This window comes from Burkholderia sp. RF7-non_BP4, assembly GCF_001521935.1.
GTDB classification, from domain to species: Bacteria; Pseudomonadota; Gammaproteobacteria; order Burkholderiales; family Burkholderiaceae; genus Burkholderia; species Burkholderia diffusa.
Genome location: NZ_LOTA01000053.1, coordinates 395,629 through 411,506 on the forward strand (window position 1 = coordinate 395,629; position 15,878 = coordinate 411,506).

Sequence of the window (15,878 nt, forward strand, 5' to 3'; positions counted from 1 at the left end):
AGTTCCGCCCGGCGCCCCGTCAAAACATCGTATGCACCCCGACGCGCGCGACGGCCTGACTCGCCGAGCTCGACGCCCCGTTCGGATCGAGCACGCCGTTGATCCGCGCGTTCGCGCCGCTGTTCGCGCGTTGATAATCCGCGGACACGTAAACTATCGTCCGTTTCGACAACAGGTACTGAAACGCGACGCTGACCTGATGCGCATGGTTGTCGTTCACGGCTTCGTTGCCCTTCATGTACATGTACTTCGCGCCGAGAAAGACGTCCGGCCTGATGCGCCACACGCCGCCTGCTTCGGCCATCCACACGCCTGCGTCGTTGAACGAATTGCGTACGGTCGTCAGCAGCGCCTTCGCGGTGACCGCGCCGAAGTCGTAGTGCATCCCGACGCCCCAGTTGCGCACACTGGTCGACGGCGTACCCGGCGCCGGACCATACTTCTCGTTCGTATAGGCCGCACCGATACCGAACGCCCCAACTTCGTAGTTCAGCCCGGCGCTCACGGTATTGTCCGCGCCGACGGAACCGGCCACGCCGCCGAACGCATACATCACGCCTCCGGAAAACCCGGCAATCGTCGGCGTGCTGTATTTGACCGAATTCGCGACCGGCTTGCTGCCTGCCGTGCGGTCCCAGTCGAATGCGCCGGTCGGATTGCCCGGCAGCGCGAGACGCTGGAACGGGCCATTCCTGAATCCGTACAGCCCCGTGAGATCCATCGAGATCGCGTTCCCCTTCGCAAACAGGGAATCCACCATGAAGTCGTACTGATTTCCCAGCCTGATGCCGCCGAACCGGTCGCTCTCGATGCCCACGTATGCGTTGCGCCCGAAGATTCCGGTCCCGACGATGCTGCCGTTCGCCATCGAGAACTGGTTCACGAGCGCGAACGTCGCGCGATATCCGCCGCCGAGATCCTCCGTGCCGCGCAAGCCGAACAGGTTCGGCGTGAAGATGCCGTCGTCGAACTTGACGTTCTTCCCGCCGCCCTCGTTGCTGACGTACGAGATGCCGCTGTCGATCAAACCGAACAGCGTCACGCTGCTCTGCGCGTACGCACCCTGCGCGATGACAAGCATCGCGACTGCTCCAAACCTCAGTTTCATTGTGTCTCCGTCTTTTTTCTGTCAATGCGAACCGGTCGCCCGCTGTCTCGCGGGTCTCGCCCGATGCTTCGTGAAACAACGACTCCCCCGGCCCGGCTTCGCATTCATCCGGGTCGGAAAAAATCGTATTTGATTAGCTTTACTGATTTAACAGAACGAATGAAATCCCGCTCATTCCCGATTTCATCCCGCGCAATGCGATTACCGCGCGTCCCGACTGCCGTTGGGCAATCCGACCTTCCGAATCAAGCGCCGCGACAAATCACCCAGGCCGCCGAATCGACCTCGACAGCCACGGCTTCCAGCCCGGCGCCCGAACACGGGCCGTCGATGCACACGCCATCGTCGAACCTGAACAGCGCGCTGTGATGCGCACACATCAGCACCTGGGACCGGTAGCAGGAAACGTTGCCCGGCACGAAATCGAGCGGAACCGAGAAATGCGGGCAACGATTCACATACGCCCACACCTGCTCCCCACGCCGCACGACGATGACGGGACGCCCGATGCGCGCTTCGTCGACGACCCGTGCCCCACCGTCCGGCACATCGGAGAAGCGGCAGAGTTGCGCGGCACCCATGACTCACGCTCTCCGCTCGGGATTGCCGAGGCTCCAGTCCCACGGTCGAACCTCCACCCGCGAGAACAGCCCCTCCTTCACGTACGGATCGTTGCCGACGAACTGCATCACCGCATCGATGTCGTCCGCCTCGACGACGAGCAGCGTGCCGTTCATCGCATCGCCCTGCGGATCGAGCGTCGGTCCGCCGAGCCGCACATACACACCGTGCTGCGCGGCGGAGCGCAGGTAGGTCCGATGCGTGGACCGTACGCGGTCGCGCACGTCGCGCATCCCGGGCTGGTCCGTCGCAAACACTGCAAAGAATCGCGCCATGTCGGTCAACTCCGGTCGAGCACGAAGTCGTACGTCGCTTCGCGATATGCGCCCGTCAAACCGACGCGGCGCGCGAGTTCATCGCCCGCCGCACGCGGACGATAGGCAACCATCAGCGACGGCTTCACGCCGAAGACGGCATCCGACTTCAGATACGCATCCTCCTCGTCGAACAGATGCGTGACGAGCTTGCGATAACCCGGCGCGTCGATCATGAAATGCAGATGCGCGGGCCGCCACGGATGACGGCCGGTGGCGTCGAGCATCTTCCCGACCGGGCCGTCGGTCGGAATCGGGTAGCTGACCGGCAGGATCGTCGTGATCGCATAACGGCCTTCGGCGTCGGTCCGGTAGCGGCCGCGCAGATTGCCGTGCGGCTGCGCCTTGTCCTGCCCGGAATACATGCCGTTTTCCGCGGTCTGCCACACGTCGAGCACGGCGTCGCGCACCGGCGCGCCATCGGTGCTGAGCACGCGACCGTGCACGACGACGGGCGTGCCGGGCGTGAACGCCATGTTCTCGCCATACGCGCGCTCGGGCATGCCTTCGATGTAGAACGGGCCGAATACGGTCGTTTCCGTCGCGCCGGTGGCGAAACGATGGTTGATCGCATCGACCAGCATCGACACGCCCAGCGTGTCCGACAGCAGGATGAATTCCTGGCGCACGACGTCATCGCACATCTGCCCGGTTTCGGTCAGGAAGCGAATCGCGGCCATCCACTCGGCCTCGGTCAGCTCCGTCTCGCGGACGAACGCATGCAGATGCCGCACGAGGCTCTGCATCAGCACGCGCAAGCGCGGGTTCGGCGTATCGTCGAAGCTGGCGACGACCTGCTCGGTCAGCCGCGTGTCGCCGTCGTCATGAAGATCATTCGTCACGTTCGTCTCCTGTGATGCGGCCGGCCGCTCAATGCGGCTCGCGCCCTTCCCACGCATGCTGAAGCAATTCGCGAATCGGCGCACGTTCGATCGGCCGCGGATTCGCATACGGATTCCGGCACGCGAGGTCGGCGGCTTCGTCGAGGCCCGCTTCCGGCATCCCGATGTCGGCAAGCGCCGGCGACAGCCCCAGTTGCCGGTTCAGCCGGAACAACAGCGGGCCGGCGTCGGCCGCCTCGGCGCCGCCCAGCGCACGCGCGACACGGCGCAGCGCGTCGGGCGCCGCGGCATGGTTGTAGTGCGCGGTATGCGGCAACATCGCGGCGTGCGTCTGCGCATGCGGCAGGTTGAAGGTGCCGCCGAGCGTATGACACAGCTTGTGGTGCAACGCCATGCCGACCGCGCCGAGGCACGTGCCGGCGAGCCACGCGCCATACAACGCGCGGCTGCGCATCTCACGATCGTCCGGATCACGAACGATCGCCGGCAGCGCCTCGCCGAGCGCACGAATCGACTCCTCGGCCATCAGGCTGATCACCGGGTTCGCATCTTCCGCGTAGAGCGCTTCGACCGCGTGCGCCATCGCATTGACGCCCGACGCCGCCGAAATCCCCGGCGGCAGCGACAGCGTCAGGGACGGGTCGTAGAGCACGGTTCGCGGCAGCACGCGCGCGTCGCGTCCGGTGCGCTTCAGCCGGCCTTCCGTGAGCCCGAAGATCGGCGTCATTTCCGAGCCCGCGTAAGTCGTCGGCACGGCGAGGATCGGCAGCGACGACTCGAGCGCGATCGCCTTGCCGAGCCCGATCGTCGATCCGCCGCCGATCGCGATGCAGCAGTCCGCGCCCAGCTCGGCCGCCATCTCGCGCGCGGCACGCGCGACTTCGACCGGCACGTGCATCACGGCCTGCGCGCATACGCCGGCCGCGCGCGCACCGAGCACGCGCCTGACCCGTTCGGCGAGCGGCTGCTGTTCCGGCGTCGACAGAATCAGCGCCCGCTGCGCGCCGAGCGCGGACAGCTCGTCCGGCAGCCGTTCGAGCGCGCCCCATTCGAACACGACGCGCGACGGCGTTCCCTGATAGACGAAGCGCTCCATTTCAGCCTCAACGCTTGAAGTGCGGCGGCACCTTGCCGTCGACGTTGACCCACACCGAGCGCGCTTCCGTGTAGTCGTGCATCGCCTCGAAGCCCATCTCGCGGCCGTAGCCCGACTTGCCGATGCCGCCGAACGGGCTGCCCGGATTCACGCGCTTGTAGCAGTTGATCCAGCACATGCCCGCGTCGATCCGCGACGCCATCTTGTGCGCGCGGGACAGATCGTTGGTCCACAGGCCGCTGCCGAGCCCGTATTCGGTCGCGTTGGCGATCGACAGCGCTTCCTCGTCGCTGCCGAAGCGCAGCACGGTGACGAACGGGCCGAACACTTCCTCCTGCGCGACGCGATCGGCGGCGCGCTTCGCTTCGATGACGGTCGGGCGCACGTAGTAGCCGTCGGCGAGCGCGGCATCCTGCGGCGCGCTGCCGCCCGCGAGCACGCGGCCGCCCTGCTCGCGCGCGACATCGACGAACGACAGCACGCGATCGAGGTGCTGCTTCGACGTCAGCGGGCCCATTTCGGTGTCCGGGTCCAGCGGGTTGCCGACGCGGATCGACGAAGCCAGCGACACGAATCGCTCGAGGAATGCGTCGGCGATGCGTTCATGCAGCACGAGACGCGAACCCGCGATGCACGCCTGCCCCTGGTTGTGAAAGATCGCCCACGCGGCGCCGTTGATGGCGGCGTCGAGGTTCGCATCGTCGAACACGATGTTCGCGCCCTTGCCGCCCAGTTCCAGCTGCACGCGCTTCAGGTTGCCCTGCGAGGCCGCGACGATCCGGCGGCCCGTCGCCGTCGAACCGGTGAACGCGATCTTCCCGACGCCGGGGTGTTCGGCAAGCCGCTGGCCTGCCGTGTGACCGTAGCCGGGGACGATATTGACGACGCCCGCGGGGAACCCGACCTCGGCCATCAGCTCGACGATGCGCAGCGTCGACAGCGGCGTGATCTCCGACGGCTTGAGCACGACCGTGTTGCCGGCCGCCAGCGCCGGGCCCATCTTCCAGCTCGTGAACATCAGCGGGAAATTCCACGGCACGATCTGGCCGACGACGCCGATCGGCGCGCGCTGCACATAGTTCAGGAAGCCGGTTTCGACGGGAATCACCGAGCCCTGCAGCTTGTCGGCCATGCCGCCGAAGTAGCGGAAGCATGCTGCCGTGCGCGGCACGTCGAGCGCGCGCGAATCGCGAATCGGATGACCGGTGTCCAGCGATTCCAGTTGCGCGAGTTCCTCGGCGTTGGCTTCGATCGCGTCGGCAAGGCGCAGCAGCAACCGGCCGCGTTCGGCCGCCGCCATTGCCGCCCACTTCGGGAACGCGCGGGTGGCGGCTTCGACCGCCAGGTCCACGTCCGCCGACGTGGCCGCGGCGATCTTCGTGATCAGCGAGCCGTCGTGCGGATTGAGCACGTCGATGGTGCCGCGCTCGACGGCATCGACGAAGCGCCCGTCGATGAAGAGTTGGGTTTGCATGAATCGTCCTCGATTTATTGCTGAAGCGCTGCTCAGAACGCGATCGGATACGGCGCCAGCTCGCCGCTCTCGTATCGCTGCGGCAGGTCCGGCGTCGCGTTTTCCCAGACCAGCAGCATCGAGCGCTTGGTCGAGTAGCCCTGGTGCCGGATGTCGGCGGGCATCGCGCAGATGTCGCCGGCCCGCATCGTGATGCGCGCGCGCGGCGCGCCGGTGTTCTTGTCGCCGATGTCCCACACGATTTCGTCGGACAGTTGCAGGAACCATTCGACGCGGTCGTTGCCGTGGAACACCGGCAGGATGAATTCCTCGGTCGTCGGGCAGAACAGGCTGCGCCCGCACACGGACGTGACCGACGGATTCCACGTCACGTCCGAACGCGACAGGTACTTGAACAGGTTGAACGCGTGCAGTTCGCCTTCGAAGCCCGGCTTCACGTGCACCTCCGGCTCGTCCTGGCCGACATCGAGGAACGCGCGGTTGACCGGCAGCGCGTCGCGCAGCGGCGAGTCGCCTTCGAGGCCCGGCATGCGGCGCGTCGCGATGCGCGTGCGGTCGATCGCCGCGCCGTTCTCGCCGTGCTTGCGCCCGAACGCCGTGCCGGTTTCCTCGGGTGCGGCGAACGGATCGAAGCCTTCGTTGGTCCAGTCGTGCAGCATGGCCTTGAAGGTCGCCATGATCGTCGGCGTTTCGAACGTCTCGGTATAGTCGACGCCGGCTTCCTTCAGGATTCCGTTGAACGTGCCCGCGTAGACGTCGACCTTGCCGTAGTGATTGCGCGTGCCGAACACGTGATCGAAGTTCACCCAGCCGTAGAAGAAGCCCCATGCGACGTCGCGCATCATCGCGCGCAGGAACGCGTCCGCGGGCATCGCATGCGTGCGCGTCCGGCCTTTCGCCGGCCAGCTGATCTTCACGAAGTATTCGTCGCGCTGAAACGCGAACTCGCCGAGCTGGAAGCGGCGGTAGCCGGTGACGGCATCGGCTTCCGTGGCCTGCACCAGATCGGCGGCGAAGCCGACGGAAAGATCGAGGGTCTCGAGGGTGGCCATAACGTGTCTCCTGGAATATTTGAACGGGGCAGTCGGATGTGTCAGTGCAGGCAGATGTCGGCCCACTTCTCGACGGACAGCTCGCCGAGCACGGTCTGCACGAGCGCGACGCCCGGCTTGCCGGCGGCGAAGCGATACGCGCAGCCGGCCGGCAGCAGTGCCTGATGCCCCTTGCGCAGGACGACGTAGCCCATCTCGCGGCCCGCCGGCTGCGTGCCGGCGCTCACGGTGCCGCGGCCAGTGGTCGGCGGGTTGTCGAGCTTGATGAATTCGATGCGGACTTCGCCATCCATCTGGATCGCGAATTCGTCGTGCGCGCACGCGAACCAGGGCGACTGGCCTTCGGTCCGCAGCACTTCGATCACGTATTCGAGGTTCTTGCCGGCGACGACCTTTTCGTAAGGCGCCGACTTCGACGCGATCTCGAAGACGTTCGAGAAGGCGTAATGTTTTGCGCTGCCGCTGGTGATTTCGATCTCGCCTTTGGTATGGCTGTCGAGCGAGCCAAAGACGGTGTGGAATGCCGTGTCGGTCATTGCTGTCTCCTGAGTTGAACCGCTTGTTGGATTCAACTCTAGGGGCAAGGGCGCCCCTCAACAAGGCAACGGACCGCGACTACGGCATTTGCGATTCGCGAATAATCGCTTCGTTCAGCGAACCCAGCCGCGCTCCAGCAGCGGACGGTCCCACGGCGACTCGTCGCCGATGTATTCGACGAGGAATTCGACCAGCGCCTTCACCTTCAACGCCTGTCGCTGCGTTGCGGGATAAACGGCGGCGAAGCTCAGCGGCGCGATCTGGAAATCGGTGAGGATGGGCACCAGCCGGCCCGCGACCAGCGCGTCGCTCGCAACCAGCGTGGGCAGGCACACGACACCGCCGCCGGTCAGCGCATACTCGCGCAGCAGGTGCACGGAGTTCGAGCGGATCATGCCGGGCAACTCCATTTCGACGACCTCGTCGCCGCGCGTCAGGGTCCAGCGGTTGCGCGACGGATAGCCGGAATACAGCGCCGTGGTGTGCTGCAGCAATTCGCGGGGATGTTGTGGCGCACCATGCGCTTCGAGGTAGGCCGGCGCCGCGCAGAAGAGGCGTCGGACCACGAACAGTCGCCGCTCGATCAGCGACTCGGATATCGGCGGGAAGATCTGGAACGCGATGTCGAACCCTTCTTCGACAGGGTCCACGACACGGTCATTGACGATGATGTCGAGCTGAATGCCCGGGTAGCGGCGATTGAACTCGGCGAGCGGCACGCCGAAGTGATCGAGCGCGAAACCGGGCAGCATCTGGATACGCAGCCGTCCGGTCGGCGTCGCGCGCAGTTCGCGCATCTGGTCGGTCAGCTCGTTGACGCGCCCGACCACTTCGGCGCATTCGCGGTAGAAGGTCTCGCCCACTTCGGACAGGCGCACGTGGCGCGTGCTGCGGTGGAACAGCGGCGCGTTGACGAACTTCTCCAGCTGCTGGATGCGGTTCGTCACGACCGAACTGGTGACCCCAAGCTGTCGCGCCGCTTCCGCGAAACTGCTCGCCTCCGCGACCCTGACGAACGCCTCGATGCTCAGAAACCGGTCCATGCTGCGCCCTTTCCGAAAGCGAAACCGGCAGTCTAACCGCACCGGCCGGCCGGGTGGGTCAAGCCGAACGCGTCACACTGTCAACGGGCGGGTGTCAATCCCGCCGGCGCCCCGGGCGCGGGTAACGCCGCGCGATACGTTACGGCTGCTTGCCCGCCGACAGCTCCGGCTGCAAGCTCACGCGACGCTGCAGCACGGCCGGCGCGGTTTCCCGCAGCAGCAGGCTGACCACGATGCCGAGCAGCACTGCACCCATCGGCAGCCACAGAATGTTCTGGATCCCGAAGTGTGCGGCAACGTAGCCGCCCATCGCCGGTGCGATGCCGCCGCCGAAGATCTCGCCGCAACCGACCACCACGCCGATCGACGTCGACACGAGGCCGACCGGCGCGGCTTCGGTCGCCACCGGGCCCGAGAGCAGCGACACCAGCCCGAGCGTGAAGAACGACGCGACGAACAGCACCGCGAACAGCACGAGCGGCTGCGGGCCCAGCCCGCGGAAAACGTAGAGCATCACCGCCGTGCCGGCAAAACCGACAATGCTCGCGAGGCGCCGGCCCACCAGGTCGGACAGGCCCGGCAGCCCGAACTGCCCGAGAAAGCCGCCGAAGCCGATCGCCGACACCACGAGGCCCATCTTCTGCGTGCCGAGCGCAAGGTAATCCGTCAGGTACAGCGGCAACAGCGCGCCGAGCACGAACACGCCGGTCATCGCGCAGCACAGCGCGGCCATCGCGACGAGGATGTTGCGGCTCTTCAGCACGTGGCCGAGCGACGCCGGCGCGTGTTCCGACACCACCTCCTTCGCGCGCTTCGGTTCGCGGATCACGAAGAACATGATCGCGCCGAGGATCAGCCCGGGAATCGCCACGAGCGCGAACACCCAGCGCCACGACACGACGTTGAGCAGCTGCGTCGCGATGATCGGCGACAGCGCGAGCCCGAACAGCGCGAAGCCGCTTTGCTGCAGCCCGAGGTTCAGGCCGCGCCGCCGCGGATGCGACGCGTCGGCGGTGGCCGCGAAGCTGGTCGGGCAGAACGAGCCTTCGGCGACGCCCATCAGCCCGCGGATCGCGATCAGGCCGAGCAGCCCGCCCGCGAGCCCCGAGAAGCCGGACAGCAGCGAGAACGCGATGATCGCCGGGATCAGGACCTTGCGGCGGCCGATCTTGTCGGAAATGCCGCCCATCAGCGCCGCGAAGATGCCCCACGACAGGCCGAGCACGCCGATGCAGTTGCCGACGTCCTGCGCGGTCAGGTGCAGATCCTTCATGATCGAAGGGAACAGCGGCGCGATGAGCCAGCGGTCGAGGCCGACCAGCCCGAAACCGAGCGCCAGCAGCGTCACCGCCTTCCACTCATAGGAGGTATCCCACTCGTTTGCTTTCATGTCCGTCTCCGTGGACCGGTCCGCCTGCACGCGCCGGGGGCGTCCGTGCATGGGCCGGGTCCGTTGTCTTGTGTGTGCGATGCGACGTGAGTCGCGAGGAAGTGGCGGCCGCCTGTCCGGTTGCAGGCGTCGAATTCAATCAGCCGACGCCCGAACGATAGGTGCGCGCACGCAGATCGGGTATGGAACAACCGGCGAACGCGCCATTCGCGAAACGCAAATAATCGGCGGATCGCTGCGGGAGACGTCGGCGGACAGCGCGGAACGCGCGGCGCGCACCGGCGAAATGGCGCGGATGCGTGCGTCACCGGGGGAATCCCTCATGGACATCCGCGGATCGTTGCCGGGTGCCGTGAGGAGGCGGCAGGATCCGATTCCATCCAGACCGGCTTCGATGGAATATTTTTCTTCAAACTGGCGAACATCCAACCGTTTTTGGATCCTTTTTCCCCGCTCCTCCTCGTATCATTTCTCCCGTTACGAAAAGAACGAGCCAGAGAAGGACATGAGCGACACCACCCCGCTGCACTACCTCGACTACGCGGCCACCACCCCCGCGGATCCCCGCGTGATCGAAGCGATGACGGCCTGCCTCGGTGCCGACGGCATCTTCGGCAATCCCGCGTCGAGCTCGCACGCCGCCGGCCGGCTGGCGAAGGAAAAAGTCGAGCATGCGCGCGCGCAGGTCGCCGCGCTGATCGGCGCGGATGCCGACGAGATCGTCTGGACGTCGGGCGCCACCGAATCGAACAACCTCGCGCTGAAAGGCTATGCGGAGACCGCGACCGACAAGCGCCACCTGATCACGAGCCGCCTCGAACACAAGGCCATCCTCGACACGATGGCGAACCTGTCGAAGCGCGGCATGACCGCGACCTGCCTGTCGCCCACCGCCGACGGCGAAATCACCGTCGACGCCGTGGCCGCGGCGATCGGCCCCGATACGGGCCTGGTGTCGCTGATGCTCGTCAACAATGAACTCGGCACGCTGACCGACATCGGCGCGATCTCGCGCATCGTGCACGCGGCCGGCGCGCTGCTGCACGTCGACGCCGCGCAAGCGCTCGGCAAGACGCCGATCGACGTGCGCGCGCTCGGCATCGATCTGCTGTCGATGTCCGCGCACAAGGTGTATGGCCCCAAGGGCATCGGCGCGCTGTTCGTCCGCCGCGAGATCGCCGACCGCATCGCGCCGCAGATCCACGGCGGCGGACACGAGCGCGGCCTGCGCTCGGGCACGCTCGCGACGCACCAGATCGTCGGAATGGGCACCGCCTGCGAGCTGGCCGCCGAAAAACTCGAGCGCGAAGCCGTGCGGATCGCGGCGCTCAGCGCACGCCTGAAGGACGCGCTGCTCGCGCTCGGCGGCATCACGCACAACGCGGCGGCGGCACGCCGCATCCCGCACACGTTGAGCCTCACGGTGAATGTGCCCGGCTTCTTCCCGTTCATGCTCGGCGATGCGCTCGCCGTGTCGTCGACCTCCGCGTGCAATTCGATGAGCGGCGCGCCGTCCCATGTGCTGACCGCGATCGGCCTCGACGCCGAAGCGGCGAGCCGCACGGTGCGCGTCAGCTTCGGCCGCTTCACGACGGAGCAGGACGTCGATTTCGCGATCGCGTGTTTCGCGCGCGCGCTCGAGCAATGCCGTGCCGCGACGGCGACCGGGTTCACCGCATCGCGACAGATCTCGCCGGCGGACCTGAAGGCGATCCGCAACGCGGGCTTTCGCGCGGTGATCTGCAACCGGCCCGACGGCGAAAGCGCCGATCAGCCGGCCTTCGAGGAAATCGCCGCCGCCGCGCGCGAACTCGGCCTGGACGCGCGCTATCTGCCGGTCGAACGCGACCGGATCGGCGACGCGGAAGTCGATGCGTTCGGCGCGCTGGTCGATGCGCTGCCGAAGCCGGTGCTCGCGTATTGCGGAAGCGGGAGCCGCGCCGGAACGCTGTGGGATCGGCTGACGGAGCGGCGAACGGCAACGGTCTGAGCGCAATTCGTTCGTCACGTCGAGCGGAACATCATTCCGCTCGGGCGTTGTTTGCTTCGGAGGGTCCATCAGCGCCGCAGCCGCTACCGCGCATGCTCGAGTTGCAGGGCCACCCAGTCCGACGTCGCGTCGCCGTAGCGCGCCGCGACGTCTCCGAGCACACCGGGCAGCACACCGTCACCCCGCCGTCCCGCGGGAATCGTGACGCGCGGGTGGCCGGTATCGGCCGGCTGCGTCAGGAGGCGCAGCCCGTGCTTCGATTCGATCACGCGCGCGTCCGCCGTTGCGACGACGTCGCTGCGCCACGTCCGCGCCCATGCATCGGCGCTGAGCGCAACCGAGAGTTCATCGAATCCGCTCGCGACCGGCAGATCGAACGTCCGATGCCGCCAGAACGCGACGCGATTCGTCAGCGCGGTCGCCACGGCACGCGCGGTCAAACCGAACCGGCTGCCGTCGTGAACGTCGCTCCATCCCTCCGCGCCGATGTTGCGTGCCGCTTCGCGCGCCACCACCGGCCCCGCCAGTGCATTCACCAACGCAAGCGACGCGGGAATCGACGCCGACACGCCGGCCGTCGTCATCACGTTGCCATCCATCACGTAGCGTCGATCGTCGACCCACGCGGTATCGGCAAAACGGCGACGCAGCCCGGCACGCGAGTACCAGTGCGCGGTCGCCATACGGTCCCGCAACAACCCGGCGTTCGCGAGCACCTCCGCGCCATCGCAGATCGCCACCATCGTGGCGCCGGCAGCGGCTTGCTTGCGCAGCCATGCCAGTACGGCCGGCCGGTCGGCTCGATGCAGCGCAGGCACGATCACGATGTCGGCCCCCGACGGCACGGCCGCGTCGAATCGGTCGAGCGTCGTATCGGCCAGCATCCGCAGTGCGGGCATCAGTTCGACCGCGCTGGCGTCGACCGACACAGCCACGACATCGGCAGCGCCCGACGTCTTCAGAATCGCGTACGGGACCATGAAATCGGTCGTCTCCGTTCCCGCATTGTCCGCGACGATCGCAACGAGCGGCCGCGTGCGACCCGCTTTCGGTGCGTTCACGGTCAGCGTTTGCGTGACCGTTCGGGCGCCGTGCGCGACCGACGGCCCGGGCTGCCCCGACATGCACGCGCCCAGCACCGCGCACACGATCAGCACCATTGCCACGCGTGCCGCCCCGTTTCTGTTCCGTTCCCGCATCGCCCACCCGAGTCAATCGATTGCATGTCCGGAAAATTACAAGGATCATGCTCGCGGTCACAAGGACAACTCCACCGCACTTTCCGCCATGTCCCAGTCAACCGGTTCGGCGCGCGACATCGTCGTCGTCGGCTTCGAAGGCGTCCAGTCACTCGACATCACGGGCCCGATGGAAGTGTTCGCTGTCGCGAACCGTCACCTTCCCGGCCATGTTCCGCGCTATCGGCTCACGCTCGCGTCACAGCATGGTCACGACATCGTCACGCATGCGGGCCTGCGTCTTGCCGGCCCGACCGCGCTTGCGGCCTTGCCCGAACGCATCGACACGATCGTCGTCGCGGGCGGCAGCGAAGCGGCGCTGCGACACGCGGCGTCGAACGCCGGTGTGCTGCCGTGGCTGCGCACCCGGATCGCGAACACGCGGCGCATCGCGAGCATCTGCACGGGCGCGTTCGTGCTCGCCGCGGGCGGATGGCTGGACGGCAGGCGCGCAACCACGCACTGGAATCAGTGTGCGACGCTGCAGGCGCTATGCCCTGACGTGCGGGTCGAGCCGGATGCGATCTACGTGAGCGATCCGCCGTTTCATACGTCGGCCGGCGTGACGGCAGGCATCGACCTGTGTCTCGCGCTCGTCGAAGCCGACTGCGGCGCGCCGACCGCGCTCGCGGTCGCACGCGAGCTCGTGCTCTTCATGCACCGCCCCGGCGGACAGGCGCAATTCAGCGTCGGCCTCGACATCCAGGCCAACGCGACACCGCCGATGCGCGCGCTGCTCACGTCGATCGCCGACGACCCGACCGGCGACCTCGGCGTCGCCGCGCTGGCCGCGCGCCTGCACATGAGCGAGCGGACGTTTGCGCGCAATTTCCTCAAGGAGACGGGGCTTCCACCCGCGCAATTCGTGCTGGCCGCGCGGGTCGAGCGCGCGAAGGTGCTGCTGGAGCGGGCAGACTGGCCGCTCGAACGGGTCGCGCAACGTTCGGGGTTCGGCAGCGTGGATGCACTGCAACGTGCGTTCGCGAAGCGGGTCGGGATAACGCCGCGCGACTACCGCGCGCGCTTCGGACCGAAACACGGCCGGCAGCAAATCGAGTAGGCCGTCCCGGGTATTCCCCGGCCGACTCACGCCCCGATCCGTACGGATTTCTTACAAAACTTCACCCCGCCACGCGATGCCCCCCGAACGGTGCACGCATCCGGAGTTTCACCGCATTGCCGAAATCCGATATCGCCGCGAGATTTGGCTTCATACCGTTCCCGTATCGGACCGGCACGCGACCGTCGTCACCGCATGACATCGCGCGCCGCCGACGAATTCCAGGAGCGGGCCGCCGTGCCGGGCCCGGGCAGCGATGACGGTCCTGCCTCGCAGGACATTCGTGACGGAGCGAACATGGACGCGAAAATCCAGCCTGATACAGGCACCGACAGTGACGTAAGCCTTCTCCACAAGATGGGATACGCGCAGGAGCTGTCGAGACGCATGAACGGCTTCTCGAACTTCGCCGTGTCGTTTTCGGTGATCTGCATTCTGTCGGGCGGCATCACGGCGTTTCAGCTCGCGTTTTCCGCGGCCGGCGGCGCATCGATCGGCCTCGGCTGGCCGCTCGGCTCGCTGTTCGCGCTGATCGTCGCGGTGTCGATGTCGCAGATCGCGTCCGCGTTTCCGACCGCCGGCGGCCTCTATCACTGGGGCGCGATCCTCGGCGGGAAGAAATGGGGGTGGATGACGGCCTGGCTCAACCTGATCGGCCTGATCTTCGTGATCGCGGCGATCAACTTCGGCACCTACGATCCGTTCTTCAAGACGCTGATCGCACCGATGTTCGGCGTCAGTCCGGACAGCCTGACATGGTGGCATCAGACCGCGTTCATCGCGATCATCACCCTTTCGCAGGCAGTCCTGAACGCACGCGGCATCAGGATCGCGAGCAAGATCACCGACCTGTCCGGCTATCTGATCTTCGTCGTGACGATCGCGCTGGTCGTGTCGCTGCTGGCCTACTCGCCGGTCGCGTTCGACCTGCATCGGCTCGTCACCTTCACCAATTACACGGGCGTCGACGGCGGCGCCTGGCCGAAACAGGCCACGCCGCTCGCGTTCCTGTCCGGCCTGCTGCTGGTGACCTACACGATCACGGGCTTCGACGCATCCGCGCACACGTCGGAAGAAACGCACGACGCGGCGAAGAACGTGCCGCGCGGCATCATCGGCTCGGTGTTCTGGTCCGCGGCGTTCGGCTACGTGATGGTGTGCGCGTTCGTGCTCGTCATGCCGGACCTGACCGCCGCGATGAAACAGGGCACCGGCTTCTTCGAAGCCATCCTCGCGCCGATTCCGAAGACGTTGCGCGTGTGCCTCGAGCTCGCGATGTTCTTCATCAACTACGTGTGCGGGCTCGCGGCGATCATGTCGACCTCGCGCATGATGTACGCGTTCGCGCGCGACGGCGGGCTGCCGGCGTCGAAGCTGCTGCGCAGCGTGAATCACAACCACCGGACGCCCGGGCCCGCGATCTGGACGTGCGCGGTGCTTGCCATCGTCGTCACGCTGTACGGCGACGCGTTCTCGGTGTTGAGCGCGGGCAGCGCCGTGTTCCTGTTCATCTCGTATGCGATGCCGCTCGGCTCGGGGATGCTCGCCGAAGGCCGCACGTGGACCGAAAAGGGCCCGTTCCAGCTGGGCATCTGGTCGAAGCCGTGCGCGCTGCTCGCACTGGTGGGCGCCTGCGTGCTCGCATACGTCGGCATCCAGCCGCCGAACGAGAAAGTGCTCTACGTGCTCGTCGCGTTCGTGGCGGCGCTGATGGTCATCTGGTACGGCTTCGGTGTGCGCAAGACCTTCGCCGGGCCGCCGATGCTCAAGGACACGCGCAATGACGAGCGCATTCGCGAACTCGAGGCGAACGTCGATCCGACGGTGTGACGCGACACCAGTTCGCGCACAGCGCAAAAATCCGGCTCGCGATTTGCGAGCCGGATTTTTTTCGTCGTTTCGGTGCGGACGAGGTTCAATCGCGCTGGCGGTTGAACCCGATTGCCGCGACTTAGCCGTAGACCGGGAAACGCTTGGTCAGCTCCGCGACCACACCGCGCACACGCTCGATCGTCGCCGCATCTTCCGGCGCTTCCAGCACGTCGGCGATCAGGTTACCGACCTGCTCGGCTTCCGCCGCGCCGAAGCCGCGCGTCGTCATCGCCGGCGAGCC

15 protein-coding genes and 1 pseudogene are annotated in these 15,878 nt (G+C 66.7%); 3 read left to right on the forward strand and 13 right to left on the reverse strand.

Annotation, left to right across the window (positions count from 1 at the left end; translation table 11 throughout):
* Positions 1 to 19 precede the first annotated feature (19 nt).
* The 11 genes from WS49_RS20050 to WS49_RS35160 all read right to left on the reverse strand — a co-directional run bounded on the left by WS49_RS20050 (position 20) and on the right by WS49_RS35160 (position 9,906).
* Positions 20 to 1,108 carry a porin gene (locus WS49_RS20050; protein WP_059532338.1) on the reverse strand — a complete coding sequence of 363 codons (1,089 nt, stop codon included), beginning with the start codon at positions 1,106 to 1,108 and terminating at the stop codon, positions 20 to 22.
* A gap of 245 nt (positions 1,109 to 1,353) precedes the next feature.
* Positions 1,354 to 1,689 carry a Rieske (2Fe-2S) protein gene (locus WS49_RS20055; protein ID WP_059532341.1) on the reverse strand — a complete coding sequence of 112 codons (336 nt, stop codon included), beginning with the start codon at positions 1,687 to 1,689 and terminating at the stop codon, positions 1,354 to 1,356.
* A gap of 3 nt (positions 1,690 to 1,692) precedes the next feature.
* Complete coding sequence (locus WS49_RS20060) at positions 1,693 to 2,004, reverse strand: YciI family protein (RefSeq protein ID WP_059532344.1); 312 nt, start codon at positions 2,002 to 2,004, stop codon at positions 1,693 to 1,695.
* 5 nt (positions 2,005 to 2,009) lie between these two features.
* Complete coding sequence (locus WS49_RS20065; protein WP_059532446.1) at positions 2,010 to 2,885, reverse strand: intradiol ring-cleavage dioxygenase; 876 nt, start codon at positions 2,883 to 2,885, stop codon at positions 2,010 to 2,012.
* A gap of 28 nt (positions 2,886 to 2,913) precedes the next feature.
* A complete protein-coding gene (locus WS49_RS20070; RefSeq protein WP_059532347.1) occupies positions 2,914 to 3,981 on the reverse strand; it encodes a maleylacetate reductase in 1,068 nt (355 codons plus the stop codon).
* Between the two features lie 7 nt (positions 3,982 to 3,988).
* Positions 3,989 to 5,455 carry an aldehyde dehydrogenase family protein gene (locus WS49_RS20075; RefSeq protein ID WP_059532350.1) on the reverse strand — a complete coding sequence of 489 codons (1,467 nt, stop codon included), beginning with the start codon at positions 5,453 to 5,455 and terminating at the stop codon, positions 3,989 to 3,991.
* A gap of 32 nt (positions 5,456 to 5,487) precedes the next feature.
* Positions 5,488 to 6,507 (reverse strand): hypothetical protein, encoded by a 1,020-nt coding sequence (locus WS49_RS20080; protein ID WP_059532352.1) that lies wholly within the window; start codon positions 6,505 to 6,507, stop codon positions 5,488 to 5,490.
* Positions 6,508 to 6,548: 41 nt separating this feature from the next.
* Positions 6,549 to 7,043, reverse strand: coding sequence for a hypothetical protein (locus tag WS49_RS20085; protein WP_059532355.1), 495 nt, complete (start codon positions 7,041 to 7,043; stop codon positions 6,549 to 6,551).
* Between the two features lie 114 nt (positions 7,044 to 7,157).
* Positions 7,158 to 8,087, reverse strand: coding sequence for a LysR family transcriptional regulator (locus WS49_RS20090; protein WP_059532357.1), 930 nt, complete (start codon positions 8,085 to 8,087; stop codon positions 7,158 to 7,160).
* Between the two features lie 139 nt (positions 8,088 to 8,226).
* Positions 8,227 to 9,477: an MFS transporter gene (locus WS49_RS20095; protein ID WP_059532448.1), complete on the reverse strand. Its 1,251-nt coding sequence runs from the start codon at positions 9,475 to 9,477 to the stop codon at positions 8,227 to 8,229.
* A 135-nt stretch (positions 9,478 to 9,612) separates the two neighbouring features.
* A complete protein-coding gene (locus tag WS49_RS35160; RefSeq protein WP_156441418.1) occupies positions 9,613 to 9,906 on the reverse strand; it encodes a hypothetical protein in 294 nt (97 codons plus the stop codon).
* Between the two features lie 76 nt (positions 9,907 to 9,982).
* On the opposite strand from WS49_RS35160, the gene WS49_RS20100 reads away from it, so the two are divergent.
* Positions 9,983 to 11,467, forward strand: coding sequence for an aminotransferase class V-fold PLP-dependent enzyme (locus tag WS49_RS20100; protein WP_059532360.1), 1,485 nt, complete (start codon positions 9,983 to 9,985; stop codon positions 11,465 to 11,467).
* Positions 11,468 to 11,550: 83 nt separating this feature from the next.
* Here WS49_RS20100 and WS49_RS20105 read toward each other — a convergent pair whose 3' ends face one another.
* Positions 11,551 to 12,666 (reverse strand): DJ-1/PfpI family protein, encoded by a 1,116-nt coding sequence (locus WS49_RS20105; RefSeq protein ID WP_059532363.1) that lies wholly within the window; start codon positions 12,664 to 12,666, stop codon positions 11,551 to 11,553.
* An 88-nt stretch (positions 12,667 to 12,754) separates the two neighbouring features.
* Here WS49_RS20105 and WS49_RS20110 point away from each other — a divergent pair, with 88 nt between their 5' ends.
* Complete coding sequence (locus WS49_RS20110) at positions 12,755 to 13,765, forward strand: GlxA family transcriptional regulator (protein WP_059532366.1); 1,011 nt, start codon at positions 12,755 to 12,757, stop codon at positions 13,763 to 13,765.
* A 297-nt stretch (positions 13,766 to 14,062) separates the two neighbouring features.
* A complete protein-coding gene (locus tag WS49_RS20115) occupies positions 14,063 to 15,595 on the forward strand; it encodes an amino acid permease (protein ID WP_059532452.1) in 1,533 nt (510 codons plus the stop codon).
* Between the two features lie 121 nt (positions 15,596 to 15,716).
* On the opposite strand, the pseudogene glyA reads toward WS49_RS20115, so the two are convergent.
* A pseudogene (glyA, locus tag WS49_RS33885) lies at positions 15,717 to 15,878 on the reverse strand (serine hydroxymethyltransferase); the annotation flags it as partial.

What these genes read in the sequence shown, in the direction of transcription:
- WS49_RS20050 (WP_059532338.1), bottom strand. Translation starts at nt 1,108, where the DNA reads ATGAAACTGAGGTTTGGAGCAGTCGCGATGCTTGTCATCGCGCAGGGT.
- WS49_RS20055 (WP_059532341.1), bottom strand. Translation starts at nt 1,689, where the DNA reads ATGGGTGCCGCGCAACTCTGCCGCTTCTCCGATGTGCCGGACGGTGGG.
- WS49_RS20060 (WP_059532344.1), bottom strand. Translation starts at nt 2,004, where the DNA reads ATGGCGCGATTCTTTGCAGTGTTTGCGACGGACCAGCCCGGGATGCGC.
- WS49_RS20070 (WP_059532347.1), bottom strand. Translation starts at nt 3,981, where the DNA reads ATGGAGCGCTTCGTCTATCAGGGAACGCCGTCGCGCGTCGTGTTCGAA.
- WS49_RS20075 (WP_059532350.1), bottom strand. Translation starts at nt 5,455, where the DNA reads ATGCAAACCCAACTCTTCATCGACGGGCGCTTCGTCGATGCCGTCGAG.
- WS49_RS20080 (WP_059532352.1), bottom strand. Translation starts at nt 6,507, where the DNA reads ATGGCCACCCTCGAGACCCTCGATCTTTCCGTCGGCTTCGCCGCCGAT.
- WS49_RS20085 (WP_059532355.1), bottom strand. Translation starts at nt 7,043, where the DNA reads ATGACCGACACGGCATTCCACACCGTCTTTGGCTCGCTCGACAGCCAT.
- WS49_RS20090 (WP_059532357.1), bottom strand. Translation starts at nt 8,087, where the DNA reads ATGGACCGGTTTCTGAGCATCGAGGCGTTCGTCAGGGTCGCGGAGGCG.
- WS49_RS20095 (WP_059532448.1), bottom strand. Translation starts at nt 9,477, where the DNA reads ATGAAAGCAAACGAGTGGGATACCTCCTATGAGTGGAAGGCGGTGACG.
- WS49_RS20100 (WP_059532360.1), top strand. Translation starts at nt 9,983, where the DNA reads ATGAGCGACACCACCCCGCTGCACTACCTCGACTACGCGGCCACCACC.
- WS49_RS20105 (WP_059532363.1), bottom strand. Translation starts at nt 12,666, where the DNA reads ATGCGGGAACGGAACAGAAACGGGGCGGCACGCGTGGCAATGGTGCTG.
- WS49_RS20110 (WP_059532366.1), top strand. Translation starts at nt 12,755, where the DNA reads ATGTCCCAGTCAACCGGTTCGGCGCGCGACATCGTCGTCGTCGGCTTC.
- WS49_RS20115 (WP_059532452.1), top strand. Translation starts at nt 14,063, where the DNA reads ATGGACGCGAAAATCCAGCCTGATACAGGCACCGACAGTGACGTAAGC.